Annotated in this window: 21 protein-coding genes; 12 read left to right on the top strand and 9 right to left on the bottom strand. The window is 70.3% G+C overall.

From position 1 onward, the window contains the following. The first annotated feature begins 11 nt into the window (after positions 1-11). The 8 genes from rapZ (at position 12) to J2S44_RS08260 (ending at position 7,184) form a co-directional block, all read left to right on the top strand. Entirely contained in the window at positions 12-869 is an 858-nt protein-coding gene (rapZ, locus tag J2S44_RS08295) for an RNase adapter RapZ (protein ID WP_310429521.1), read from the top strand. Next, positions 866-1,876, top strand: a complete 1,011-nt coding sequence (locus J2S44_RS08290) for a gluconeogenesis factor YvcK family protein (protein ID WP_310410419.1) — start codon at positions 866-868, stop codon at positions 1,874-1,876. The genes rapZ and J2S44_RS08290 overlap by 4 nt, the downstream gene beginning before the upstream one ends. A gap of 145 nt (positions 1,877-2,021) precedes the next feature. Next, complete coding sequence (gene whiA, locus J2S44_RS08285) at positions 2,022-3,002, top strand: DNA-binding protein WhiA (protein ID WP_306827023.1); 981 nt, start codon at positions 2,022-2,024, stop codon at positions 3,000-3,002. 340 nt (positions 3,003-3,342) lie between these two features. Then, complete coding sequence (gene gap / locus J2S44_RS08280) at positions 3,343-4,350, top strand: type I glyceraldehyde-3-phosphate dehydrogenase (RefSeq protein ID WP_310410417.1); 1,008 nt, start codon at positions 3,343-3,345, stop codon at positions 4,348-4,350. 12 nt (positions 4,351-4,362) lie between these two features. Beyond that, positions 4,363-5,559: a phosphoglycerate kinase gene (locus J2S44_RS08275; protein WP_310410415.1), complete on the top strand. Its 1,197-nt coding sequence runs from the start codon at positions 4,363-4,365 to the stop codon at positions 5,557-5,559. Next, positions 5,559-6,350 carry a triose-phosphate isomerase gene (gene tpiA, locus J2S44_RS08270; RefSeq protein ID WP_310410413.1) on the top strand — a complete coding sequence of 264 codons (792 nt, stop codon included), beginning with the start codon at positions 5,559-5,561 and terminating at the stop codon, positions 6,348-6,350. Before J2S44_RS08275 ends, tpiA begins: the two co-directional genes overlap by 1 nt. 118 nt (positions 6,351-6,468) lie before the next feature. Then, positions 6,469-6,726 carry a preprotein translocase subunit SecG gene (gene secG, locus J2S44_RS08265; protein WP_306839178.1) on the top strand — a complete coding sequence of 86 codons (258 nt, stop codon included), beginning with the start codon at positions 6,469-6,471 and terminating at the stop codon, positions 6,724-6,726. 113 nt (positions 6,727-6,839) lie between these two features. Then, positions 6,840-7,184 (top strand): RNA polymerase-binding protein RbpA, encoded by a 345-nt coding sequence (locus tag J2S44_RS08260; RefSeq protein ID WP_310410411.1) that lies wholly within the window; start codon positions 6,840-6,842, stop codon positions 7,182-7,184. A 118-nt stretch (positions 7,185-7,302) separates the two neighbouring features. On the opposite strand, the gene J2S44_RS08255 is transcribed toward J2S44_RS08260, so the two are convergent. Further along, positions 7,303-7,728, bottom strand: a complete 426-nt coding sequence (locus J2S44_RS08255) for a nuclear transport factor 2 family protein (RefSeq protein WP_310410410.1) — start codon at positions 7,726-7,728, stop codon at positions 7,303-7,305. A gap of 141 nt (positions 7,729-7,869) precedes the next feature. Further along, on the bottom strand, positions 7,870-8,397 hold the full coding sequence (locus J2S44_RS08250) for a hypothetical protein (protein WP_310410408.1): 528 nt from the start codon (positions 8,395-8,397) through the stop codon (positions 7,870-7,872). A 305-nt stretch (positions 8,398-8,702) separates the two neighbouring features. Here J2S44_RS08250 and J2S44_RS08245 point away from each other — a divergent pair, with 305 nt between their 5' ends. Genes J2S44_RS08245 through J2S44_RS08230 form a run of 4 tightly spaced genes read left to right on the top strand, consistent with a single transcriptional unit; the run spans position 8,703 to position 15,956 of the window. Then, positions 8,703-10,880 (top strand): hypothetical protein, encoded by a 2,178-nt coding sequence (locus tag J2S44_RS08245; RefSeq protein WP_310410406.1) that lies wholly within the window; start codon positions 8,703-8,705, stop codon positions 10,878-10,880. Further along, the gene (locus J2S44_RS08240) at positions 10,880-11,914 is read left to right on the top strand and encodes an endonuclease domain-containing protein (protein WP_310429519.1); all 1,035 of its coding nucleotides are present in this window, start codon (positions 10,880-10,882) and stop codon (positions 11,912-11,914) included. The genes J2S44_RS08245 and J2S44_RS08240 overlap by 1 nt, the downstream gene beginning before the upstream one ends. 2 nt (positions 11,915-11,916) lie before the next feature. Next, entirely contained in the window at positions 11,917-12,564 is a 648-nt protein-coding gene (locus tag J2S44_RS08235) for a hypothetical protein (protein WP_310410404.1), read from the top strand. Continuing rightward, on the top strand, positions 12,564-15,956 hold the full coding sequence (locus J2S44_RS08230) for an ATP-binding protein (protein ID WP_310410403.1): 3,393 nt from the start codon (positions 12,564-12,566) through the stop codon (positions 15,954-15,956). Before J2S44_RS08235 ends, J2S44_RS08230 begins: the two co-directional genes overlap by 1 nt. On the opposite strand, the gene J2S44_RS08225 is transcribed toward J2S44_RS08230, so the two are convergent. From J2S44_RS08225 to tkt, 7 genes are all read right to left on the bottom strand, one after another. Continuing rightward, the gene (locus J2S44_RS08225; protein ID WP_310410401.1) at positions 15,922-16,581 is read right to left on the bottom strand and encodes a M50 family metallopeptidase; all 660 of its coding nucleotides are present in this window, start codon (positions 16,579-16,581) and stop codon (positions 15,922-15,924) included. The two genes, J2S44_RS08230 and J2S44_RS08225, sit on opposite strands and share 35 nt — an antisense overlap. Before the next feature lie 150 nt (positions 16,582-16,731). Next, on the bottom strand, positions 16,732-17,451 hold the full coding sequence (pgl, locus tag J2S44_RS08220; protein WP_310410399.1) for a 6-phosphogluconolactonase: 720 nt from the start codon (positions 17,449-17,451) through the stop codon (positions 16,732-16,734). 75 nt (positions 17,452-17,526) lie between these two features. Then, positions 17,527-18,495, bottom strand: a complete 969-nt coding sequence (locus J2S44_RS08215) for a glucose-6-phosphate dehydrogenase assembly protein OpcA (RefSeq protein WP_310410398.1) — start codon at positions 18,493-18,495, stop codon at positions 17,527-17,529. After that, positions 18,492-20,009 (bottom strand): glucose-6-phosphate dehydrogenase, encoded by a 1,518-nt coding sequence (gene zwf, locus J2S44_RS08210; RefSeq protein WP_310410395.1) that lies wholly within the window; start codon positions 20,007-20,009, stop codon positions 18,492-18,494. Before zwf ends, J2S44_RS08215 begins: the two co-directional genes overlap by 4 nt. Positions 20,010-20,046: 37 nt before the next feature. Next, positions 20,047-21,660, bottom strand: a complete 1,614-nt coding sequence (locus tag J2S44_RS08205) for a phosphoglucose isomerase-related protein (protein ID WP_310410394.1) — start codon at positions 21,658-21,660, stop codon at positions 20,047-20,049. A gap of 1 nt (position 21,661) precedes the next feature. Continuing rightward, positions 21,662-22,798: a transaldolase gene (tal, locus tag J2S44_RS08200; protein WP_310410392.1), complete on the bottom strand. Its 1,137-nt coding sequence runs from the start codon at positions 22,796-22,798 to the stop codon at positions 21,662-21,664. Between the two features lie 23 nt (positions 22,799-22,821). Continuing rightward, the gene (gene tkt, locus J2S44_RS08195; RefSeq protein ID WP_310410390.1) at positions 22,822-24,960 is read right to left on the bottom strand and encodes a transketolase; all 2,139 of its coding nucleotides are present in this window, start codon (positions 24,958-24,960) and stop codon (positions 22,822-22,824) included. Between the last annotated feature and the right edge of the window lie 244 nt (positions 24,961-25,204).

The following is a 25,204-nucleotide window of genomic DNA, read 5'->3' as shown; positions in this document are numbered from 1 at the left end:
CCCGCGAGGAGATCAGTCTCGTCGTGGTCACCGGCGTCTCCGGCGGCGGCCGCAGCACGGTGGCCCGGGCGCTGGAGAACGTCGGCTTCTACGTCGTCGACAACCTGCCGCAGGCGCTCATGGTCGAGATGGCCGAGCTGGCGTTCGCCGCCGGCGGCGGCGCGACCCGGCAGACCGCGATGGTGCTGGACGTGCGCAGCCGGGCGTTCTCCACCGACCTGGCCGGCGCGATCCAGGCGCTGCGCGACAAGGGCTTCCACCCGCGCGTGGTGTTCGTGGACGCGGACGACGAGGTGCTGATCCGGCGCTTCGAGAGCGTCCGCCGCTCGCACCCGTTGCAGGGCGAGGGCCGGCTGGAGGAGGGCATCGCGGCCGAGCGGAAGCTGCTCGAGGAGGCCCGCGACCAGGCCGACGTCATCATCGACACCAGCCACCTCAACGTCAACCAGCTGCGCCGCCGGGTCGAGGAGCTGTTCGGCGGCGAGGACGCGCGCCGGCTGCGGGTGACCGTGCTGTCCTTCGGCTTCAAGTACGGGCTGCCGCCGGACGCGGACTTCGTGCTCGACGCCCGGTTCCTGCCGAACCCGTACTGGGTGCCGGAGCTGCGCGAGTTCACCGGACGGGACGAGTCGGTCAGTTCGTACGTGCTCGGCCAGGACGGCGCGCTGGACTTCGTCGGGTCGTACGCGTCGCTGATCGCGGCGACCGCGTCCGGCTTCGAGCGCGAGGGCAAGCGCTACCTGACCGTGGCGATCGGCTGCACCGGCGGCAAGCACCGCAGCGTCGCCATCACCGAGGAGCTCGCCACCCGGCTCCGCGAGGCGCGCCTCGCCGCCACCGCCCACCACCGCGACCTGGGGCGCGAGTGAGCGTTCTGCCACCGGCCGGGCGGGCCGACAGCGGCTCGCCGGCCGTCAAGGTCGTCGCGTTCGGCGGCGGTCACGGTCTCGGGGCGTCGCTGCGGGCGCTCCGGCGGATCCGGCCGGAGCTGCACCTCGAGCTGACCGCGGTCGTCACCGTGGGTGACAACGGCGGGTCCAGCGGGCGGCTGCGTGCGGAGCGCGGCATCCTCCCGCCCGGCGATCTGCGCCAGGCGCTCGCCGCGCTCGCCGCGGAGGACGAGACGTCGGCCCGCACCGCCGCGCTGCTCCAGCACCGGTTCACCGCGGCCGGCTTCGGCGACGAGGACCCGCTCACCGGCCACGCGGTCGGCAACCTGCTGCTCTGCGGCCTGATGGAACTGTTCGGCGACCCGGTCGCGGCGCTCGACCACGCGGCCGGACTGGTCCGCGCGCAGGGCCGGGTGCTGCCGATGTCCACGCACGGCGTGCAGCTGGAGGCGGACGTGCGCGGCGTCGACCCGGACCGGCCGGACGAGATCAGCACCGTGCACGGCCAGCACGAGGTCGCGGTCACCCGCGGCACCGTGCAGCAGGTCCGGCTGTTGCCCAAGGACCCGCCGGCCTGCCCGGAGGCGCTCGCGGCCGTGGCCGAGGCGGACTGGCTGATCTTCGGGCCGGGCAGCTGGTACACCAGCGTCATCCCGCACCTGCTGGTGCCGGAGCTGGCCGCGGCGATCCTGGCCAGCCCGGCCCGGCGGCTGGTGCTGCTCAACCTCGCGGCGGAGAAGGAGACGCTCGGGCTCTCCGTCGCCGACCACCTGGCCGCGCTCGCCTGGTACCTGCCGGGACTGACCGCGGACGTGGTCCTCGCGGATCCCGCGGCGGTCGGTGACCCCGAACCGGTCGCGGGTGCGGCAGAATCGCTGGGTGCCCGGCTGGTGCTGGCTCCCGTCGCGGTGCCGGACGGCAGCCCGCGGCATGATCCGGTCACACTCGGCACCGCGCTGGTGCCGGTGCTGGAAGTCGATCGTTAAGCCATGGGCGAGGCGAGCAGAGACATTGAGCTTTTTTCGACCTGGCGCACCGGGCCGTCGAGCGGCGTCCTGCCGTCCGGCCACCCGGGCCAGGTTGACAACGGCTCACACAACTCAAGGATTGCGTGCACGAGGTGACGACGATATGGCGATGACTGCGGCCGTCAAGGACGAGCTGAGCCGCGTGGAAGTGGCGAAGCCGTGCTGCCGGCGGGCCGAGATGACCGCGCTCCTGCGCTTCTCGGGCGGGTTGCACATCGTGTCCGGCCGGGTGGTCGTGGAGGCCGAGCTCGACACCGGCGTCGCGGCGCGGCGCCTCCGGCGGGAGATCGCCGAGGTGTACGGCTACTCCAGCGAGACCCACGTGCTCGCCTCCGGTGGCCTGCGCAAGGGCAGCCACTTCATCGTCCGGGTGGTCAAGGACGGCGAGGCGCTGGCCCGCCAGACCGGGCTGCTCGACGTGCGCGGCTGGCCGGTGCGCGGACTCCCGCATCACGTGATCTCCGGGAACGCGTGCTGCGCGGTCGCGGCCTGGCGCGGCGCGTTCATGGCGCACGGCTCGCTCACCGAGCCGGGGCGTTCCTGCGCGCTGGAGATCACCTGCCCCGGCCCGGAGTCGGCGCTGGCGCTGGTCGGCGCGGCCCGGCGGATCGGGATAACCGCCAAGCAGCGTGAGGTGCGCGGCGTGGACCGGGTGGTGGTCAAGGACGGTGACGCGATCGCCGCGCTGCTCACCCGGATCGGTGCGCACTCCAGCGTGCTGTCCTGGGAGGAGCGCCGGGTCCGCCGCGAGGTCCGGGCGACGGCGAACCGGCTGGCGAACTTCGACGACGCGAACCTGCGCCGGTCCGCCCGGGCCGCGGTCGCGGCCGCCGCCCGGGTCACCCGTGCGTTGGAGATTCTCTCCGAGGACGCGCCCAACCACCTGACCTCCGCCGGGCACCTGCGGTTGCAGCACCGGCAGGCGTCGCTGGAGGAACTGGGCGCGCTGGCTGACCCGCCGCTGACCAAGGACGCGATCGCCGGGCGGATCCGCCGGCTGCTCGCGCTCGCCGACAAACGGGCGCGTGACCTGGGGATACCGGACACCGAAGCGGCCGTGACGCCGGAGATGCTCGCCTGCTGACCGGCTGCACGCGAGGGTACGGTCGCCGACCGTACCCTCGCTGCTTTGTGATCTTCGAAAGGCGCCGGAAGGGGCCGAAGTGCCCTGGTAGACCTCGGTGCAACCGGACACGATGGGATCCTTAGCCCCGCCGCAACGGCGCTGCAACAACTCCGATAGTGTTCGCAGCGTACGGCGACGGGGCCGGCAACCGGTTCACCCCTCGTCGTGGTTCGGGTCTCTTGCGCAACCGCGGCAGGGCTGATCGGTACGACCAATTGGCGGCCGGCTGCGGAAAACGGTCGGCATGTGAGTCCGCCGAGTAAACCCACGGCGGGCCAGATCGCGAGGAGACGGACCTGTGACCATCCGGGTTGGTATCAACGGCTTCGGCCGGATCGGCCGTAACTTCTTCCGGGCGGTGCTCGCGTCCGGTGCCGACGTGCAGATCGTCGGTGTGAACGACCTGACCGACAACAAGTCGCTCGCCCACCTGCTGAAGTACGACAGCATCCTGGGCCGCCTGGGCCACGAGGTCAAGGCGACCGACACCGAGATCACCGTCGGTGGCAACACGTTCCGCGCGTCCGCCGAGCGTGACCCGAGCAAGCTCGCGTGGGACGCCGTCGGCGCCGACATCGTGATCGAGTCGACCGGCTTCTTCACGGACGCCACCAAGGCCAAGGCGCACGTCGAGGCCGGCGCCAAGAAGGTCATCATCTCCGCTCCGGCGAAGAACGAGGACGTCACGGTCGTCATGGGCGTGAACCACGACAAGTACGACCCGGCGTCGCACACCGTGATCTCGAACGCGTCCTGCACCACGAACTGCCTCGCGCCGATGGCCAAGGCGATCAACGACGCGATCGGCATCGAGCACGGCCTGATGACCACGATCCACGCGTACACCCAGGACCAGAACCTGCAGGACGGTCCGCACAGCGACCTCCGCCGGGCCCGCGCCGCCGCGCTGAACCTGGTCCCGACCTCGACCGGTGCCGCCAAGGCGATCGGCCTGGTCATGCCGGAGCTCAAGGGCAAGCTGGACGGCTTCGCGGTCCGCGTGCCGATCCCGACCGGCTCCGCCACCGACCTGACGTTCGTCGCCTCGCGCGAGACCACGGTCGAGGAGGTCAACGCCGCCGTCAAGGCCGCCGCCGAGGGCGCGCTCAAGGGCTACCTGACCTACTCCGAGGACCCGATCGTCTCGTCGGACATCGTCACCGACCCGGCGTCCTGCATCTTCGACGCGCCGCTGACCAAGGTCATCGGTGGCACGCAGGTCAAGGTCGTCGGCTGGTACGACAACGAGTGGGGCTACTCCAACCGCCTCGTCGACCTGGTCAAGTACGTCGGCGCCTCCCTGTAAGGGACTCATTCTGTGAAGACTCTCGACGACCTGCTCGGCGAGGGTGTCTCGGGTCGGCGCGTGCTCGTGCGCGCCGACCTGAACGTCCCGTTCGAGAAGGACTCTGACCCCCGCGTCATCACCGACGACGGCCGGATCCGCGCGGTCCTCCCGACGCTGGTGGCGCTCCGTGACGCGGGCGCCCGCGTCATCGTCATGTCCCACCTCGGCCGCCCGAAGGGTGCGCCGGACCCGGCGTTCACCCTGGAGCCGGTCGCCGAGCGGCTTCGCGAGCTGCTCGGGTCCGCCGTGGTCTACGCGGAGGACACGGTCGGCCCCGGCGCCGAGACCGCGGTCGCCGCGCTGGAGGACGGCCACGTCCTCCTGCTCGAGAACCTGCGCTTCAACGCGGGCGAGACCAGCAAGGACGCCGCGGAGCGCGAGGCCTTCGCGGCCAAGCTCGCCGCGTTCGCGGACGTCTACGTGGGCGACGGCTTCGGTGCGGTGCACCGCAAGCACGCCAGCGTCTACGACGTGCCGGCCCTGCTTCCGCACTACGCCGGTGGCCTGGTCGGCCGCGAGGTCGAGGTGCTGAAGAAGGTCAGCTCCCCGGAGAAGCCGTACGTGGTGGTGCTCGGCGGCTCGAAGGTCAGCGACAAGCTGGCCGTGATCGAGGCGCTGCTGCCCCAGGTGGACCGGCTGCTCATCGGCGGCGGCATGTGCTTCACGTTCCTCAAGGCCCAGGGCCACGAGGTCGGGAAGTCGCTGCTCCAGGAGGAGATGCTGGACACCTGCCGCGACCTGCTCGCGCGCGGTGGCGACCGGATCGTGCTGCCGGTCGACGTGGTCGCGGCCTCGGAGTTCTCGGCGTCCGCCGCGCACGACGTCGTTCCCGCGGACGGGATTCCCGCCGACCGCCTGGGCCTCGACATCGGACCGGCGTCGGTCCAGCTCTTCGCCGAGGCCATCGCCGGTGCCCGGACCGTCTTCTGGAACGGCCCGATGGGCGTCTTCGAGCTGGCGCCGTTCGCGGCCGGCACCCGGGGCGTCGCCGAGGCGATCACCAAGGTCGACGGCTTCACCGTGGTCGGCGGCGGCGACTCGGCCGCGGCCGTGCGCACGCTCGGCCTGGACGAGGCCGCGTTCGGCCACATCTCCACCGGTGGCGGTGCCTCGCTGGAGTACCTCGAGGGCAAGACCCTTCCCGGTATCGAGGCTTTGGAGAAGTAATGGCGACCTCGTCGCGCCGGCCGCTGATGGCCGGCAACTGGAAGATGAACCTCAACCACTTCGAGGCGAACCTTCTCGTCCAGAAGCTGGCCGCGGGCCTCACCGAGAAGCAGCTGACCGACGTGGAGACCGTGGTGCTCCCGCCGTTCACCGACATCCGCACGGTGCAGACCGCGGTCGACGGTGACAAGCTGCTGATCGGCTACGGCGCGCAGGACATCTCGGCGCACAAGTCGGGTGCCTACACCGGCGAGATCTCGGGCGCGATGCTCGCGAAGCTCGGCTGCACCTACGTGGTGGTCGGGCACTCCGAGCGCCGCGAGTACCACAACGAGTCGGACGCCCTGGTCAACGCGAAGGCCAAGGCCGCGCTGGCGAACGAGCTCACGCCGATCTTCTGCCTCGGCGAGGGCCTGGACGTCCGCGAGGCCGGTGGGCACATCGCCCACTGCGCCGACCAGCTCGAGGCCGGTCTCGACGGCTTCACCGCCGCCGAGGTCGAGAAGATCGTCATCGCGTACGAGCCGGTCTGGGCGATCGGCACCGGCAAGACCGCCACGCCGGAGGACGCGCAGGAGGTGTGCGGCGACATCCGCGCCCGCCTGGCGAAGAAGTACGGGCAGGAGACCGCGGACAAGGTCCGCGTGCTCTACGGCGGCTCCGTCAAGGGCAACAACGTCGCCCAGATCATGGCGCAGCCGGACGTGGACGGTGCGCTGGTCGGCGGCGCCAGCATCGACGCCGAGCAGTTCGTGCAGATCGTGCGTTTCCCGGAGCACGTCGCGCGCTGACGCTCGTTGAAACGAAGGGGGCCCGGCTGGGCCCCCTTCCGCGTGCCCCGCGTGACTGTGACTTCGACCGCCCGCTATCCTTGGCGACGGCCCTGCCCAAGAGAGGAACGACCCGATCATGCCGATGTGGTTCGCCTACACGTTGATCGTGTTGCTGATCATCACGAGTGCCATCCTGACCATGCTCATCCTGCTTCACCGGGGCAAGGGCGGCGGCATGTCGAGCATGTTCGGCGGCGGCGTCACCTCCAGCCTGGCCGGATCGTCCGTGGCCGAGAAGAACCTCGACCGCTACACCGTTCTGGTCGGAATCGTGTGGTTCGCCTGCATCGTCGGGCTCGGTTTCTGGCTGAAACTCGCCGTCGACGGTGCCTGAGCGGCACCCGTAGTCGTACACTCTGCGCTTGGTCCCCGTCCTCGGGGCCAAGCGCAGAGTTTTTGTTTGCTTCCCGCCGCTTCCACCGATCCCCCAACGGACAGGAGCGAATCGTGCCGAACGGCAGCGCTATCCGGGGCACCCGCGTGGGCTCCAGCCCCATGCGCCCCACCGAGAGAAGCGAACCGGCCCCGCGCGTCCCCGTCACCTACTGGTGCGGCAACGGCCACACGACCGAGCTGCTGCTCGCGGCCGAGGCCCCGGCGCCGGAGGCCTGGGACTGCCCGCGCTGCGGCCAGCCCGCCGGCCGCGACCGCGAGAACCCACCCGGTCCGGCGCGCCCGGAGCCGTACAAGACACATCTGGCCTATGTGAAGGAACGCCGGTCCCCTGAGGACGGCGAGGCCATCCTCGCGGAGGCGCTGGCGGCGGTGCGGGCGCGGCGCGGCGAGCGGTAACAGCTGTTCCGAAGCCGATCCGCCCGCTTCCGGCGTGCCCTTCGGCTCGGCGGTCCCGTCACGGATCCGGGGCCCGCACCGCGATGCCGCGGTGCGGGCCCCGGCCGCGTCGTGACCGCTACGCGCCCAGGTGCTGGCGCAGCATGTCGCCCCAGCCGGGCTGGATCATGCTCTTGAAGCGCCACTCGCCGTGCTCCTTGGCCATGACGTCGACGTAGCGGGTCCGGCTGATCTCGCCGTCGATCGTCATCGTGGAGTCCGTCGTGACCACGGCCAGATCGGCGTCGAGGAACACCGGGCTGCGGCGGTTGTCGAAGTCGACCGTGGCCGAGCCCGCGCCGGCCATGCTCATCGCCGCGACGAACGTCGCCCGGTCCCACACCTGCCCCACGCACTCACCGGCGGAGTCGTCCGTCATCACCATCAGCGGGAAGAGCGCCATGTCGGCCATGGCCTCGATGTCGTTGTCGCGCGCGTGCGAGTCGTACCGGGCGAACCAGTCGAGCAGGGCGCCGACCTCGTCGTGCGTGGGTGTGTACGTCATACCGTACATTGTACGGGCCGGGTGGGCGGCCCGGGTGATCAACCAGTCGCGGGAGGGCGGCCGGCCGGCTGCGGCCCCGGCCGGCCGACGCGAGCTGGTTGATCACCCAGGTCCTGGGGGTGCCGAGACAGGTCTGTGGCGTCAGTCGACGAAGGGGTGGACGAACCAGTCGAGGTCGATTTCGACCCGGGCTCCGGCTCTGGCCTCGGCCTCGGCTCCGGCCTCGGTCGAGGTGCCGTCGGCGCCGCGCACACCGCCGGCGCCGGTCGCGGGGAGGCCGGCGGTCGCGCCGATGGTGCCGCCGGCGACGGTGGTGACCGTGCCGTCCACCGCGACGGCCGTCGCGGTGCCCGTTGCGGTGGCCGCTGTGCTACCGGCTGCGACGGCCGTCGCGGTGCCGGCTGCGGTGGCTGGGATTGGGCTGATCGCGCTGGCTGGAGCGGTGGGGGTGGCTGTGGCCGGCGCGGTGCCGGTGGCGACGGCCGGCGCGGTGCCGAACACGATGGTTGGCGCGGTGCCGGTCGCGATGGTGGTGTCGGGAGCGGAGCGTGGACGCGGCGGTCGGGGCAGCTGGTTGCGGCGGGTGCCGCTGGTGGTACCCCGGTAAGCACCGAAGCCGCCGCGCAGGCGGGCCGGTGCGACAACGGTGGACTGGCTGCTGACGTGCATCGCGTCTCTCCCTCGGGCTCCCGGCCGGTGGCTCCGGCCGCGGCTGCATGATCAGCATGTCCCTTGGGTACTGCCGCACATCAGGGTCCGAAGTCCTCGGTGCCAGGACCTTCGGCTGCTGATCGCTTTTATGAGAATCCCACCAACAGCATGTGGACGATCAGCTCTCGCGCCTGTTCACCCGGAACGGATTGGCCGATCGGCGCGCCAGACACGTCCGATCGGACCCCACCCTGCGCCGCATATGGTCTTTCGGTGTCACAGCCTTCTAGGCTGTCCCGGAATCCCGGCCCGCGACCGAGGGGTTGAGCCCGCTGTCCTCCGCCAATGCTGATCTTCCCGAGATCCGCACCTGGTCGGATTTCGCCGTCTGGCTGAGCCTCATTCATCAGGGCACCGGAATGAACTTCACCGATCTCGAAGAGGTGGAGGCCAGCCGGCGGCGGCCTGGTGATCGCGAGCTCCGGCGTGTTGCCGTCAGCGATGCATTGAGCGGCCGACGCCCGATCCGGAAGGTCCTGCTGGAACGGCTGCTGGAGGCCTGGCCGATTCGCGACGAGGTGCGTGCCAGGGTGCGCGAGGTCTGGCGGCGTCTGGACGCCGAGCCCGGTGTCGGGCCGGAGAACGCCGTGCGGTGCCGGGAAGCCTCCCCCCGGGCGCTCGGCATCCATGCGTCGATCCGAGCCGGTGAATCGGCGAGCGAGTTACCGGCCTATGTTGTCCGGGACTTCGATGACGAGCTGCGCGGGCACATCGCGAAGGGCGTGGACGAGGGTTGCTTCGTACTGATGGTCGGTGGCTCCTCGACCGGAAAGACCCGTTCGTTGTACGAAGCGATTCTCGCCGTCGTGCCGGATTGGTGGCTTCTGCATCCCGCCGACACACGTGATGTCATTCGGGCCTGCGACGTGCCCACCGAGAAGACCGTTCTCTGGCTCGACGAGCTGCAGAACTTCCTCGGTGCCGATCCGCCGCTGACCCGGGCTGTTCTGGAAGGCATGCTTAAGGCGGGCATGATCGTCGTCGGAACACTGTGGTCGGAGGAATACCTCCCTCGTACCGCGATACGCCGGCCAGCCGGTGTCGACAAGTACATGCATGACCGGCAGTTGCTCTCCAATGCCATCGTGATCGATGTTCACGCAACCCTGTCCGAACGGGAGCGCGAGACGGCCGGGGCGCTGGCGGCGACGGACAGCCGAATCCGGGAAGCCCTGGAGACGGGTGGCAATGCCGGGCTGCCGCAGACGCTCGCGGGCGCTCCAGCCCTGGTCCAGTGGTGGCAGCACGCGCCGAATCCGTATGCCCGGGCCGTGATGACCGCAGCAGCTGATGCACGCCGGCTCGGCGTGGGATCACCGCTACCGGAGGCTCTGCTTCGCGATGCTATTGAGGGTTACCTCGGTCATAGCGACCGAGCTACGCCGCCCGAATCCTGGCTCGGGGAGGCGCTGCCGCACGCCACGACGAGGCTCAAGGGTGGGGTGACCGCGCTTGCGCCATTCGCGCGACGAGCCGGTGCACTCGACGGATACATGATCGCCGACTTCCTCGCTCAGCACATCCGCCGGGTGAAGCGCACCAGTTGCCCGCCGGCCAGCCTGTGGAATGCGCTTCTGCGCCACGTGACAAATCCGGATGATCTGCGCCGGCTCGCGGTGAGTGCCCAGTCGCGCATGCGTTACCGCTATGCGGAGGCCGCGTTACGCCGACTCCCGGAACGCAACGACCTGGCCACCCTTGATCTGGCCGGGCTGCTGACCCGACAGGACCGGATCGATGAGGCCATCGACGTACTGGCACGGCGGATGGCGGTCAGCCCGGCACCCACGCTCCGCGACCGGCACGCCGAGCTGTGGGAGCTCAAACGCCGTGCTGACGACCTGCGGCCCCGCATCCCGGTCCAGCCCAGCGCTGCCACCGCGCTGGATGAGCTGCTCAACGACGCGGGCCGTACTGCGAGACTGCGGGAACGCGCCGACACCGGTGACGCTCTTGCCGCCGAACAGCTGGTCGATCTGCTCGTCGACCGTGGCCACCTGGACGAGCTGCGTGACCGTGCCGCGCGAGGTCATCGATATGCCGCGGAACAGCTCGCCGACCTGCTCGCCATGCACGGTCGAGCGGCGGAGCTGAAGCTCCGGGCGGAGGCGGGTGACGAGGACGCCATGCGTCGCTACAACAAGCTCGTCTCGGATATTCCGTCCGGTGATCAGGACGACGCAGCCGCCCGCCAGGCCAACGCACTGAGGGCCCGGGTCGACGCGGGCGACGACGATGCTGCCCGCGAGCTTACCGAGCTGCTATTCGACCTCGGCGCGGTCGATGCGCTACTGGCCGAGGTGAACGCGGGTACGCCCGGTGCGATTGACCGCTATCTCGCCTTGTTGACTGTACGTGAGGAGACAGATCGCGAGACGTTGCACCTGCTGCGGGTCTTCGGCATCAACCCGGACGGTACGGACGCGGAGGACCTGTCGTGATGCTCACCGATCTCCCTCTCGACCGGCCGGTGCAACTACGTGGCGAGGTCGACTCGGACCGGCTCGCTCTGCTCGTCGCGCGTGGCGAACCGGATCTGCCAGCCGCCTTCGGTCATCAGTTCCGACCCGCACGCCGGATCGGCGACTTCGTCGGCAGGGTGCTGATGGATCTGGAGCGGGCGGCGCACGAGCTGTTTCCTGCGTGGCTACCTGGAGCGGAACACATCGATTCGCCGGGCGGCACCGGGATCGCCGCCGCCCGTGCGCTCGCGATGGAGCACGCCACCGGTAGTTGTCACTTCGGATTGTTTCTCGCGGACCTGGCAGCTGCGGCGCTGTCCGGGATGCCGAGGCGATCCCGCTTCACGGTCGAGGTCCGGGCGCGCGGGCTGGCTCAGGTGGTCGCGGACGGGCTGGGGCGTCGGCGACTGGTGTTGTTGATGGGGCTTCCGGCCGGGTTGAGCGTGGAGCAGGAGCGCACGGTCGTGGCCGGAGCCGAGTGGCTCGCGGACCGGGCCGGGACCGGAGTGTGGTTGTGCGGTGCGCCGCTGAGAACCGTTGACCACCTGCCCGTGGTTCACCTGCCCATGGGGGTGGCAGAGTCCGCGGACCTCGCCGTGGCGGCATCGGCGGCCGTGCCGGTCATATCTGGAGTCGGCGGTGATGCCACGGTTTCCGGCCGGCCACATCCGCGTAGCGGGTGCGAGTCGGCGCTGGAGGCGGCGCTCGCACGGCAGCCCTGGGCGAGCGGTCGTGCCTGGAACCAGAATTACCAGTCACATGCACTGGCCGAGCCGGTACGGCTTGACCTGCTGTGGCGGGACGAGCGCTGCGTCGTTGAGATCGATGGGCCGGAACACTGTCGGCCGGACCGTTTCGAGGAAGATCGGCAGCGGGACGTACGGCTTCAGTTGGACGGTTTCGCGGTTCTGAGATTCACCAACGCGCGGGTTCAACACGATGTCGAGGCGGTCGTGCGCCAGATCGGCATTTTCATCAACCAACGGCGACACGACGTCCGGAGAGGGTTATAGCCATGGCCGAAAGCCTTACCGCGCTGGAGAGCGCACTTCTTATCCTGCTCATGTCGGAAAACCGTGAGATTCCGAATCCGGAGCTGGAGAAGGTGTACGGATTCAAGCTGGAGGCGAAGAGCCGGCAGAAGCTTAACCGGCTGGGCTACCTCGAGACCCAGGACGGTCGTCCTATGGTCCACGCGCTCGGCGACAAGGGCTGGGCGCTGATGGAAGGTGACCTGGCCTTCCCCCGGTCCACGCCGCGTGTGCTCGGTGCGGCGTTGTCCGCGTTCCATGCCGCGATGCGGGACCGTGTGCTGCCGAAGACCCAGTTCCAGACGTTCGGTGAGGCGCTCGCGCAGAGTTCGTTCGTTCCGGCGCAGCGTGCCGAGCCTGCCCCGGTGCCGACCGCCAACCTGAGTGGCCGAATCCGGGACGTGTACAAATCACTGGCCAGTGAGCCGGGTGCCTGGGTGAGCCTTGCCCGTCTCCGCCCGTACTTCGCGGACGTCCCGCGCGCCGATCTGGACGAGGCGCTTAAGCGACTCGCCCGCGAGGACGGGGTGCTGGCGCCGGAGGTTAACCAGAAGTCGCTGACGGCTACCGACATCGAGTCGGCGGTGCGCAGCGGCGGTCAGGACAATCACCTGCTGGCGATCGGGGTGTGATGACTGAGGAGGAGCAGGCTGCCCTGGCGGCGCTCAACTTCGACTGGGCGCGCGTACCGGACGACGTCTGGCGTCCATCGCGATTCCACGTGGACGGTCTGCACCCCACCGTGGTGCAAAACGTGGTGGAGGGCGTCGCTGAGGCCAATCGGAACGAGGAGAACAGCCCGGTCGGTGTAGTTCTGCAGGGGCTTCCCGGCTCTGGCAAGACCCACATGCTGGGCTGGGTCCGTCAGCACACGCAGCAGCTCGGCGGCTACTTTTTCCTCGTCAGCCTGCTTGACTCTAAGGGATTCTGGGGCAGCGTCCTCGCCTCGATGCTCGACGGGCTGGCGAGGCCGGTGGGCGCTCACGGGGAGACGCAACTGCAGTTGCTGCTTCGCAGGCTTTCCTCCAAGGTCGGTGCACCCCGGCTGGCCCGTCGCGCGTTCATGGGTGAGACCACCCTGACCCGGGAGACGTTGGACGCATTTATTCTGGGCTTGGCCAAGTACGACGGCTACGTGGCCCGGTTCAGTCAGGACACCGCTCGGGCGCTCGCGCTGAGCGCGTCGGACGACTTCGACCACCAGAACCTGGCAGACGGTTATTTCAACCTTGCGGACGGGTACTTCTCGCTGCTCGACGAGTCCGCCCTCGATGAGCGCGCGGCCTGGGGCATGCGTCCGATGCCCAAGACATCCGAGCTAATCGTGCAGGAGCTCTCCCGCTTGCTCGCGCTGACCGGCCCGGCTGTGATCGCGGTCGATCAGATCGACACCCTGGTCGCGCAATCGGCGGCGTCGAGCGATGCGGCTCGGACCGAGGGCCTCGGGGACGCTGCTGAAGCGGCCGCCCTGGAACAGATCGCCGGTGGACTGATGACATTGCGGGAACGCACCCGCCGGACGCTCACGGTGGTGTCCTGCCTCCCACCGACCTGGACGTTGATCAGGAGGCGGTCCACCGCTTCGGTGCATAGCCGATTCCGGATGTCAGCCGTCATCAACACGATTCGGGATCGGCGCCTGGGCCGGAAAATCATCGAGAAGCGGTTCGGCGTGCGGTTCCAGGAGATCGGTTTTCGACCGCCCTATCCGACCTGGCCGGTCAGCGAGAAAGCGTTGGAGGACGTCGGAGACTTCACGCCACGTCAACTGCTGATTGAGATTGACTCACATGTGCGGGCGTGTCTGCGCGCCGGCGAGGTACGCGAACTGACCCGCTTGGGCGACGCAGCGCCGAGAGGTGAGGTCCCGGTCGCGGACGTGCCAGCCGATGAGATGGACCGGCTCGACGCGCGATTTGTCGACTTCAAGCGGCTCGCCGACGTAACCGGGCCATTGACTGGTGCCAGGGAGGACGCGGAGATTCCGATCCTGCTCGCCGCCGGGCTCACGGCCTGGGTCCTAGAGCGGGGGGAGGCGGGCGAGCCGTTCAGCCTGGATCCTCCGCCCAGCTCACGCCCGCCCCTGCATGCCCGGCTCCGGCTTACGATCGACGCATCCCAGGAGGACCAGGTGCACTGGTGCTTCCGGGCGATCAGTGAGGAGCATCCCGCGTTGGCGACGTTGTCCCGGCTGCGCAAGGCCAGCAACGCGGCGGGCCTCGACGGGAAGGTGCCCAAACGCAAGTTGTTCATTCTGCGCAACGGTGAGATGACCGGGGGGCCGAAGACGCGCGAGGCGGTGTCCGCATTCGCCGCTAGCGGAGGCACCCGGCTGCCGCTGGACGCCGAGGACCTACGCATCCTGTTCGCGCTTCGCATGATGCTGCAGGACCAGTCCGCTGAGCTGCGCGCTTGGCTCATCGCGCGCCGTCCGACCCGGAGCGTGGCGGTCTTCGAGGCTGCGCTCGCGGACGCGGACGTCTGGCTGGGAGAACTCGACGCCGTCGTCAGCGCCGGCCCGGATGTGCAGGCGCTAAAGAAAGTCGAGACAGAACCGGCACTCCCGTCCGGAGTCCGTACGGGGCAGTTGGCCGCTGACCGCGCTGACGAGGCCCGGGTGCCGGCCGAGACTGGCCCGGCCGCCGAGTTGGTCATCGCGGCATCGGCGGATGGGCGGCGTGAGCCGGGTCCGTTGGCTGGCACCTCCAGCCTCTCTGCTCCGGCTGGCCGCCCGGCGCCGGCGGCTGGTCTCATCCCGCGGCAGGCGATCAACGACGCCGAAATACCGGCGTCGTTCGTGATCGGGCGTGGGCATGACTCGGGCGTGGCCGTTCCACTCCAGTTGGAGGCTCTGCGGAAGCACATGTCGATCTTCGCGGGATCGGGGTCTGGTAAGACGGTGCTGATTCGGCGCATCGTGGAAGAGTGTGCGCTACAGGGCGTGTCCTCGATCGTGCTGGACATCAACAACGACCTGGCGCGGCTCGGGGACGCGTGGCCGGAGGAGCCGGCCGCGTGGGAGGCAGGGGACGCCGCGAAGGCGGCGGACTACCTGGCACACACGGATGTGGTGGTCTGGACGCCGCGCCGGGACGGTGGGCGGCCGCTGGTCTTCCAGGCGTTGCCGGACTTCGCCGGTGTGCGGGACGATCCGGACGAGTTCAACGAGGCGGTCGAGTCCGCCGTGGCGTCGCTGGCGCCGCGGGCGTTGAGCGGTCGTGGCGCGAAGTCGAACCTGCAGCTCGCGGTGCTGCGCAAGGCGGTGGAGCACTACGGGCGGCAGGGCGGCAGCCGGCTCCAGGGGCTGATCGACACGCTCGCCGACTTCCCGGAGGACATCATCGAGCTGGACGACTCCGCGAAGATCGCGAACGGGCTGGCGCAGTCGCTGACCGCGGCGAAGTACAACGATCCGCTGTTCGGTGGCGCCGGCACCGCGATGGACCCGGGCATGCTGCTCACGCCGCCGCCCGGCAAGCGCGCCCGGGTGTCGGTGATCAGCATGGTCGGGCTGGGCAGCGACGAGATGCGGCAGAGCTTCGTCAACCAGCTGCAGATGGCGCTGTTCGCCTGGATCCGGCGTCACCCGGCCGGTGACCGCCCGCTCGGCGGCCTGCTCATCATGGACGAGGCCCAGAACCTCGCGCCGTCCACCGGCATGACGCCCTGCACGCGCAGCACGCTGGCGCTGGTCTCGCAGGCCCGCAAGTACGGCCTCGGCCTGATCTTCGCCACCCAGTCCCCGAAGGGCCTGCACAACCAGATCCCGGGCAACTCGGCGACGCAGCTCTACGGGCGGCTGAACAGCCCGATCCAGATGGACACGGCCCGCGAGATGGCCAAGGCGAAGGGCGGCGACGTCCCGGACATCGCCCGCCTCACCAGCGGCGAGTTCTACCTCGCGGCCGAGGGCTCGGCCCCCCGCAAGCTCCGCACCCCGCTCTGCCTCACCCACCACCCGGCGAGCCCGCTCTCCACCGAGGAGGTGGTCACCCGGGCGCGCGCCGGAACACCGGATCAATGAGGCCGAACAGGACACCGCCGCCGTAGATCAGCGCTGCCATGGAGGCGAGCCACCAGATCGCCCGCCAGAGACTCGTCGGGATCATGGTTGCCTTACGCAGGTCGGCCGCGTCCTTCCCGGCCACGCTGTAGAGGACCGTGTGGATGACGCTGCCGAGAAGCAGGAACCAGACCAGTGAGTACGCGGAGAGGGCGCGGACTCCGGCGGAGCCGTTGCGGGCGAGGACGAAGAGCAGCGTGCCGTAGATGGCGGTGATGACCAGGCCGAACGGGTTCTTCGTCTGGAAGAAGACGATCGCCAGGAGGATGAAGGCGGTCCACAGTACTGTTTCGGGACTCAGCCGGTGCGCCAGCATGGTGGCACCGAGCAAGCCGAACAGGGAAGGGCCGAGGAACCCGCCCAGCAGGGCGAAGAAGGACGCGTCACCTTCGACGACGATCTCGCTCCGGCCCGGCCGCATCTCGATGTGCTTGATCCGCCGGCCGCCGGCGGAGAACAGGAGCGCCTGACTGCCGTGATGCGCGGCGACGATGAGGAATCGCGTCACGGTCCAGAGGAGTGAGGCCGCCAAGCCGAGGATGAGCGAGCCGACGGCCAGCGTCAGAGACGGTTCGGCGCTGGTCATGCGCGCAGCGTAGGCGCGCCGAGCTGTGCTCGGACATCCACTGATCTATCGACCGATTCCGGCTGCGGCCACGAGATACGTCGGCCCGCGGAGCGCCACCGGTGGCCCGTCCGCGGACGTTCGCCAGGGGGAACGTCCGCGGACAGCGGGTCACAGGTCGGCGGCGGCGGCCTTGTCGATCAGCCAGAGGGTGCGGGACGTGCCTTGGACGCGGGCGCACGGCAGGTCGGAGCCGCCGGCCAGCGCGGCGGCGACCGGGGTGGCCTTGTCGGCGCCGGTGACGATCAGCCAGACCTCGTCGGCCGCGTTGATGGTGGGGAGCGTCAGCGTGATCCGGGTGGGTGGCGGCTTGGGGCTGTTGTGGACGCCGGCGGCGACGCCGGTCTCGGCCAGGCCGGGGTGGCCGGGGAACAGCGAGGCCACGTGGCCGTCCTCGCCGACGCCGAGCAGGACGACGTCGATGTGCGGGGTCGCGGCGGTCCACTCGGCGGCGTAGCGGGCGGCGGCGGCCGCGGCGTCGTCGCCGTCCGGGCCGTCGGACGGGGGCATCGGGTGGATGCGCTTCGGGTCGAGCGGCAGCGAGTCCAGCAGGGCCTCGCGGGCCTGGGTCTCGTTGCGGTCGGCGTGGCCGAGCGGGAGGAAGCGCTCGTCGCCCCACCACAGGTCGACGCGGGACCAGTCGATGGCGGTGGCGGCGGGGGACGACGCGATCGCGCGGTAGATCTTGGCGGCGCCGCGGCCGCCGGTGAGGACGACGTCGGCGGTGCCGCGGGCGGCCTGCGCGTCAATGATCTTGACGATCAGGCGGGCGGCGACGGCCTGGGTCTGGATGTCGGCGTCCGCGTGGACGATCACGGTCGGTTCTGTCATCGGAGAGACACCTTCACGAGGAGATGGAAGGGTCCGCCCGCGCGGCGACACGCGAGCGGACCCAGGGCGGAACGGTCAGTGCGCGAGCGCCGGGTCCTTCCAGACGTGCACGCGGTGCGCGGGGCGGCTCTCCAGGTGCGGCAGTCCGGCGAGCGCGCCGAGTGCCTCGGAGTAGACCTGGTCCGGGTCGAGGCGGCGCAGTTCCTCGGCGAGCTCGTCACCGACCGGGCGGCGGACCAGCGGCATCTCGCGGTCGGCCTGGCCGGTGCGGCTGAACAGCGCCGTGTTCTCGTCGCGGGTGACCTTGATGCAGTCGCCGTTGGCGCACTGCAGCTCGACCGAGCGCATGCGCGGGTGCTCGGTGGTCGGTTCGAGGACCGGCGTGATGCCGAGCCGGGCGGAGAGCCAGCCGCCCATCAGCGCGGCGGTCGGGTCCAGCTCCGGCGCGACGATGGTGGCGCCGACGACCTGCTCGGACGTGGTGTCGAACGCGCTGGCCACGAGCGTGCGCCAGAGCGTGATCCGGGTCCAGGTGAGGTCGGTGTCGCCGGGCGCGTAGTCCTTGGCGCGCTGCCTGAGCGCGGCGACCGGGTCGGGGGCCTGCGCGGAGTCGGTGATCCGCCGGTCCGCGACCACGCCGAGGAAGTCGTTCGCGATCTGCTCCGGTGGCTCGCTGTGCCACCAGGAGACCACCGGCACGTCCGGTGCCAGCAGCGGCATCACCACGGACTCGGCGTGCAGCGCGAGCCGGCCGTACATCCGCAGCACCGCGGCCTCGGCCGGGCCGAGCCGGCCGCCGACCACGATCTCCGCGTCCAGCCGGCTGCGCTGGCTCTCCACGTCGGACCGGACCACGATCAGCAGGCGGCACGGGTGCGCGGACGCCGCGATGGTGGCCGCCGCCTCCGCCTCCCGGACGCGCTTCTCGTCCACCACCGCGATCAGCGTGAGCGCGAGGCCGCTGGCCACGCCGCCGGCGCTGCGCCGTTCCGCGGCGAGCGCCTTGACGACCTCGTTGCCGGTCGTGTCCCACAGGCCGATCATGCTCGCCTCCAGCTCCGGCCCTCACGGGCCAGCAGTTCGTCGGCGGCGCGCGGTCCCCACTCGCCGGCCCGGTACGGCTCCGGCGTGGTGCCCGCCCACGCCTCCTCGAGCGGGTCGATCACCTTCCAGCTCTGCTCCACCTCGGCCGCGTCCGGGAACAGCGTCCGGTCGCCGACCAGCACGTCCAGGACCAGCCGCTCGTACGCCTCCGGGCTGGACTCGGTGAACGCCTCGCCGTACTGGAAGTCCATCGCGATGTCGCGGACCTCCATCGTGGTGCCCGGCACCTTGGAGCCGAACTTGAGCACCATGCCCTCGTCCGGCTGGACGCGCACCACCAGCTGGTTGTGGCCGAGCATCTCCACGTCGGCCGGGTCGAACGGCAGGTGCGGCGCCTTCTTGAAGACGATCGCGATCTCGGTGACCCGGCGCGGGAGCCGCTTGCCGCAGCGCACGTAGAACGGGACACCGGCCCAGCGGCGGTTCTGGATGGCGAGCTTGACCGCGACGTACGTCTCGGTCGTCGACTCGGCCGGGATGTTCTTCTCCTCCAGGTAGCCGACCGCGCGCTCGCCCGCGACCCAGCCCTGCAGGTACTGACCGCGTACCGTGTCGGCCTGGATGTCCTTGGGCACGCTGATCGCCTTGAGGACCTTCAGCTTCTCGGCCCGGATCTCGGACGGGTCGAAGCTGGTCGGCTCCTCCATCGCGAACATCGCCATCAGCTGGAGCAGGTGGTTCTGCAGCACGTCGCGGGCGGCGCCGGCGCCGTCGTAGAACCCGGCGCGGGTGCCGATGCCGACGTCCTCGGCCATGGTGATCTGCACGTGGTCGACGTACTTCGAGTTCCACACCGGCTCGAACAGCGAGTTCGCGAAGCGGAGCGCCAGGATGTTCTGGACGGTCTCCTTGCCGAGGTAGTGGTCGATGCGGAACACGTCGTCGGCGGTGAAGACGGAGTCGACCAGCCGGTTGAGCTCCTTGGCCGTCTCCAGGTCGTAGCCGAACGGCTTCTCCACCACCACCCGCCGCCAGCCGCCGGACCGGCCGTTGTCGGCCATGCCGGTGCGGGCCAGCTGCTTGAGGACGATGGGAAACGCGACCGGCGGGATCGAGAAGTAGAACGCGGCGTTGCCGGCGATGCCGTGCGTGGCGCGCAGCTCGTCCAGCGAGGAGGCCAGCGTGTCGAACGCGGCGTCGTCGTCGAACGAGCCGGCCACGAACTTGATGTTCTCCGCCAGCCGGGCCCAGACGTCCTCCCGCCACGGGGTGCGGGCGCCCTTCTTGGCCGCCTCGTAGGCCAGCGACTCGAAGTCGCCGTCGCCCCAGTCGCGCCGGGCGAAGCCGAGCACCACGAAACCGGGCGGGAGCAGGCCACGGTTGGCCAGGTCGTAGACCGCGGGGATCAGCTTCTTACGGGACAGGTCGCCGGTGACGCCGAAGATGACCAGAGCACACGGCTCCGGGATCCTCGGCAGCCGGCGATCCTGTGGGTCGCGCAGCGGATTTCTCACGCCGCCATCCTCCCAGTTTTTGCCAGGCAGAGCAGGTTTACAGTGCCTGCGCGGCCGTTACGAGTTGATTGATTCCGGCCGTGCGGTCGGTGAGGTGCAGGCGAAGCAGCGGGCGGCCGTCCAGCGCGGCCCGGTCGGCGGCGGCCTGGGCGGCCTGCAGGCGCCCGAACGTGTACGGCCGGCCGGGGATCGCCAGGTCGTCGGTGACGGCACCGGTGATCTGCAGGAACGCGCCGGTCCGCGGCCCGCCCTTGTGGAACTGGCCGGCGGTGTGCAGCAGGCGCGGGCCCCAGCCGAAGGTGACCGGCTTGCCGGCCTTGTCGGCCAGGACGGCCCGCAGGCGCGCGATCTCCGCGTCGCCGTCACGGTCCAGATAGGCCATCACCGCAAGATAGTCACCGGCGTCCAGGACGGCCCGGAGCGCACCGGTCAGGGAGTCGCCGGAGAAGCCCTGGACCGCGCCGTCGGTGAACGCGGGCTCCGCTGTGGGCATCGCCTCCAGCAGGCGCGCCGTGTGCCGTTTCGTGGCCGCCACGTCGGGCTGGCTGAACGGGTCCACGCCGAGCACCCGGGCGGCCAGCGCGGTGGCGAACTCCCAGGCCAGGAACTGCGCGCCGAGCGGCCCGTTGACCGCCAGCTGCGCACCGATCCCGCCGCCGGGCACCGCGCCGGTGCCGAGCGACCCGCCGTACGCCACGGTCAGCACGCCGAGCCCGGTCGCGCCCGGTGCGGACGGCGACTCGACCACGACCGGCAGCAGCCCGAGACCGTCCTTGCCCAGCGACTCCGCGAGCAGCTGCTCGGCCCAGTCGCCGAGCCCGTCCAGTCCGCTGCCGTCCGGCACCAGCGCCACCGCGGAGTAGCCGGCGGTGGCCGCCGCGCCGATCGCGGCGCCGAGAGCCAGCGCCGGATTGTTCTCCTCGCCGCCGAGCGAGGCGGCGAACTCCTCCGCCTGGTCCAGCAGTTCGGCCACGTCGACCCCGGCCAGCGCGGCCGGGACCAGGCCGAACGCGGTCAGTGCACCGAACCGCCCGCCGACCGACGGGTCCGCCACGATGACGAACGCGCCCATCTCCAGCCCGGTCTCGACCAGCGGCGAACCCGGATCGGTGACGACCACGAAGTGCCGGCCGGCCTCCTCCGGAGTCCTACCGAGATCGAGAAATGCCCGGTGGTACGCCCGGCGCTGCGCGTCGGTCTCGATCGTGCCGCCGGACTTGCTGGCCACGACCACCACGGTGGTGTCCAGCCGGTCGCCGAGCGCAGCCCGGATCCGGGCCGGGTCCGTGGTGTCCAGCACGGTCAGCGGGCGCCCGAGCGTCGCGGCCATCGCGGCCGGTGCGAGCGAGGAACCGCCCATGCCGCACAGCACCACGTGGTCCAGGTCGCCGAGCTCCGCGCACAGCTCCGCGAGCTGGGGGAGCAGCTCGCGGGACCGGTGGAACGTGTCGAGCCAGCCGAGGTGCGCCGCGGCCGCCGGCTCCGCCTCCGGACCCCACAGCGTGGGATCCTTGCGGGCCAGCAGGCCGGGCACACCGTCGGCGACCAGCGCCCGCCGGACGGACGCCGGTGACTGCTCATCGATGGCGCGTGCGCCGTGGACGGCCAGTCCGGCGGCCGCCTCGGCGCCACCGCTGAGCAGATCACTCATCTCAGGCCGCGTCGCTCGGGTTGGACGCGCCCTTCTTGGCCGCGTCGAGCGACTTGGCCAGGCCCTCCAGCAGCTCGGCCCAGGAGGCCTCGAACTTCTGGACGCCCTCCTCCTCGAGGACCTTCACCACGTCGTCGAAGTCGATGCCGACCGCGGCGAGCTTGTCGAACACGTCCTGCGCCGCCGCGTACGACCCGGTGACGGTGTCACCGCGGGTGTCGCCGTGGTCCGCGTACGCGTCGATGACCGACTCCGGCATCGTGTTGACGACGCCGGACGCGATCAGCTCCTCGACGTAGATCGTGTCCTTGTACTCCGCGCTCTTCGTGCCGGTCGACGCCCACAGCGGACGCTGCGGGTGCGCGCCGGCCGCCTTGAGCGCTGCCCACCGCTCGCCGCCGAACTTCTCCTCGTACAGCTGGTACGCCAGCTGGGCGTTGGCGACGGCCGCCTTGCCCTTCAGCGCCTTGGCCTCGTCGGAGCCGATCTTGTCGAGCCGCTTGTCGATCTCGGTGTCCACCCGGGAGACGAAGAACGACGCGACCGAGGCGATCTTGGAGAGGTCGTGGCCGTTCGCCTTCGCCTGCTCCAGACCGTCCAGGAACGCGTCGATCACCTTGCCGTACCGGTCCAGCGAGAAGATCAGCGTCACGTTGACGCTGATGCCCGCGGCCAGCGTGGCGGTGATCGCCGGCAGACCGGCCAGCGTCGCCGGGATCTTGATGAGCACGTTGTCCCGGTCGACCAGCCACCACAGCGCCTTGGCCTCGGCGACGGTCTTCGAGGTCTCGTGCGCCAGGCGCGGGTCGACCTCGATCGAGACGCGGCCGTCCTGACCCTGCGAGCGGTCGTACTCCGGCTTCATCACGTCGGCGGCCCAGCGCACGTCGTACGTGGTCAGCGCGCGCGTCGCCTCCTCCACGGTGACGTCGCGGTCGGCCAGCTCGCGCAGCTGCTCGTCGTACGCGTCCGCGTCGGAGAGCGCCTTGGCGAAGATGGTCGGGTTGGTGGTCACGCCCACCACGTGCTTCTCCGTGCGGAGCTTGTCCAGCGTGCCGGACGCGAGACGGACGCGGGACAGGTCGTCCAGCCACACCGCCACGCCGGCGTCGGAGAGTTCCTTGAGCCGATCGGTCATCGGAATCACACCCCTATCAGAAGTCAGTTACCGGTCTTGCTGCCGGTGATGGCGCCGACCTTGGTGAGCGAGGCGTGCGCCTTCGCCACCACGTTGTCGGCCGTGAAACCGAACTGCTCGAACAGCACCGTGTACGGCGCGGAGGCTCCGTAGTGCTCAATGCTGACCGACTCGCCGGCGTCGCCGATCAGGTGCCGCCAGGACATCCCGATGGCGGCCTCGACGCTGACGCGCGCCTTGACCGACGACGGCAGCACCGACTCGCGGTACGCCTGGTCCTGCGCGTCGAACCACTCCTGGCACGGCACCGAGACGACGCGCGTCGGCGTGCCCTCGGCCTCCAGGCGCTCCCGCGCGGTCAGCGCGATCTGCACCTCGGAGCCGGACGCCAGCAGGATCACCGACGGCTGCGAGTTCGACGCGTCGACCAGCACGTACGCGCCCTTGGCGGTGTTCTCCGCGGAGGCGTGCGTGGACCGGTCGATGGTCGGCAGGTTCTGCCGGGACAGGATCAGCGCGGTCGGCCGGTCGGTGTGCTCCAGCGCCGCCTTCCACGCCTGGGCGGTCTCGTTCGCGTCCGCCGGGCGGACCACGTCGAGGCCGGGGATGGCGCGCAGCGCGGTCAGGTGCTCGACCGGCTGGTGCGTCGGGCCGTCCTCGCCGAGGCCGATCGAGTCGTGCGTCCACACGTAGACGACCGGCAGCTTCATCAGCGCGGCGAGCCGCACCGACGGGCGCATGTAGTCGGAGAAGACCGCGAACGTGCCGCCGTAGACGCGGGTGCCGCCGTGCAGCGCGATGCCGTTCATGATCGCGCCCATGCCGTGCTCGCGGATGCCGAAGTGCAGCGTGCGGCCGTACTTGTGACCCGGGAACGCCTTGGTGGCGTACTCCTCCGGGATGAAGGACGGCTCGCCCTCCATCGTCGTGTTGTTCGACTCGGCCAGGTCGGCCGAGCCGCCCCACAGCTCCGGCAGCACCGGGGCCAGCGCGTTCAGCACCTTGCCGGAGGCGGCGCGGGTGGCGACGCCCTTCGCGTCGGCCTCCCAGACCGGCAGCGCGGCGTCCCAGCCGGCCGGCAGCTCACGCTTGGACATCCGGTCCCACAGCGCCTTGCGCTCCGGGTTCGCGGCGGCCCACGCGTCGAACTTCTCCCGCCAGGCGGCCTCGGCGGCCTTGCCGCGCTCGACGACCTCGCGGGCGTGCTGCAGCACCTTCTCGTCCACCTGGAACGACTGTGCCGGGTCGAAGCCCAGGATCGTCTTGGTGGCGGCGACCTCGTCCTTGCCCAGCGCGGAGCCGTGGATCTTGCCGGTGTTCTGCTTCTTCGGCGCCGGGTAACCGATCACGGTGCGCAGCGCGATGAACGACGGCTTGTCGGTGGTCGCCTTCGCCGCGACCAGCGCCGCGTACAGCGCCTCGACGTCCTCCGCGTACTCACCGCCGTCGTCGAACGACTTGCGCCAGTTGACGGTCTGGACGTGCCAGCCGTACGCCTCGTAGCGCGCCGCGACGTCCTCGGACTTCGCGATCCGGGTGTCGTCCTCGATCGAGATCTCGTTGTCGTCCCAGATCAGCGTGAGGTTGCCCAGCTTCTGGTGACCGGCGATCGCGCTGGCCTCGTGGCTGATGCCCTCCTCGATGTCGCCGTCGGAGGCGATCGCCCACACGTTGTGGTCGAAGATCGACTCGCCGTCCGGCGTCTCCGGGTCGAACAGGCCGCGCTCCCGGCGGGCCGCGATCGCGAAGCCGACCGCGTTGCCGATGCCCTGGCCCAGCGGGCCGGTGGTGGTCTCGACGCCGTCGGTGTGCCCCTGCTCCGGGTGGCCCGGGGTGAGCGAGCCCCACTGACGCAGCGACTTCAGGTCGTCCAGGCCCAGCCCGTAACCGGAGAGGTAGAGCTGGATGTAGAGGGTGAGGCTGGAGTGCCCGGCGGACAGCACGAAACGGTCCCGGCCCGGCCACGCCGAGTTCGCCGGGCTGTGCGTCATGACCTTGTTGAAGAGCAGGTAGGCCGCGGGCGCCAGGCTCATGGCGGTGCCGGGGTGACCGTTGCCGGACTTCTCCACGGCGTCCATGGCCAGGACGCGGACGGTGTCGACCGCCTTACGGTCGAGATCGGACCAGCTCAGAGCGCTGTCCTCGGATGGGGTGGCAGCCACGATCTGTGTGCTCCTCGGGTGTGACCGGCAAATGAGATTTTCGACTACTCCAGTGTCCGACCCTAGCGAGCGCTGTTGAACACGCGCCCGCGGAACGCGGGAACAACCTAAGCTGTGAGCGGACACACGCCTTGATCATCCGCGTGCGCCGGTGTGACGCCGCGCATCCTTGCCGGGTCTGCCGGGACGGCGAATCCCGGGCCGATAGGCTGTCGCCCATGGCGCGTGACCTTGGCGGCACCCC

Source organism: Catenuloplanes niger, from assembly GCF_031458255.1.
In the GTDB taxonomy this organism is placed as follows: domain Bacteria; phylum Actinomycetota; class Actinomycetes; order Mycobacteriales; family Micromonosporaceae; genus Catenuloplanes; species Catenuloplanes niger.
Note: the sequence above shows the minus strand (reverse complement) of the source record. Positions and strands in the feature narration are given on the sequence as shown.

What these genes read in the sequence shown, in the direction of transcription:
- J2S44_RS08230 (WP_310410403.1), top strand. Translation starts at nt 12,564, where the DNA reads ATGACTGAGGAGGAGCAGGCTGCCCTGGCGGCGCTCAACTTCGACTGG.
- tal (WP_310410392.1), bottom strand. Translation starts at nt 22,798, where the DNA reads ATGACCGATCGGCTCAAGGAACTCTCCGACGCCGGCGTGGCGGTGTGG.
- whiA (WP_306827023.1), top strand. Translation starts at nt 2,022, where the DNA reads ATGGCGATGACTGCGGCCGTCAAGGACGAGCTGAGCCGCGTGGAAGTG.
- tpiA (WP_310410413.1), top strand. Translation starts at nt 5,559, where the DNA reads ATGGCGACCTCGTCGCGCCGGCCGCTGATGGCCGGCAACTGGAAGATG.
- J2S44_RS08225 (WP_310410401.1), bottom strand. Translation starts at nt 16,581, where the DNA reads ATGACCAGCGCCGAACCGTCTCTGACGCTGGCCGTCGGCTCGCTCATC.
- secG (WP_306839178.1), top strand. Translation starts at nt 6,469, where the DNA reads ATGCCGATGTGGTTCGCCTACACGTTGATCGTGTTGCTGATCATCACG.
- J2S44_RS08240 (WP_310429519.1), top strand. Translation starts at nt 10,880, where the DNA reads ATGCTCACCGATCTCCCTCTCGACCGGCCGGTGCAACTACGTGGCGAG.
- J2S44_RS08250 (WP_310410408.1), bottom strand. Translation starts at nt 8,397, where the DNA reads ATGCACGTCAGCAGCCAGTCCACCGTTGTCGCACCGGCCCGCCTGCGC.
- pgl (WP_310410399.1), bottom strand. Translation starts at nt 17,451, where the DNA reads ATGACAGAACCGACCGTGATCGTCCACGCGGACGCCGACATCCAGACC.
- J2S44_RS08235 (WP_310410404.1), top strand. Translation starts at nt 11,917, where the DNA reads ATGGCCGAAAGCCTTACCGCGCTGGAGAGCGCACTTCTTATCCTGCTC.
- J2S44_RS08255 (WP_310410410.1), bottom strand. Translation starts at nt 7,728, where the DNA reads ATGACGTACACACCCACGCACGACGAGGTCGGCGCCCTGCTCGACTGG.
- J2S44_RS08215 (WP_310410398.1), bottom strand. Translation starts at nt 18,495, where the DNA reads ATGATCGGCCTGTGGGACACGACCGGCAACGAGGTCGTCAAGGCGCTC.
- J2S44_RS08205 (WP_310410394.1), bottom strand. Translation starts at nt 21,660, where the DNA reads ATGAGTGATCTGCTCAGCGGTGGCGCCGAGGCGGCCGCCGGACTGGCC.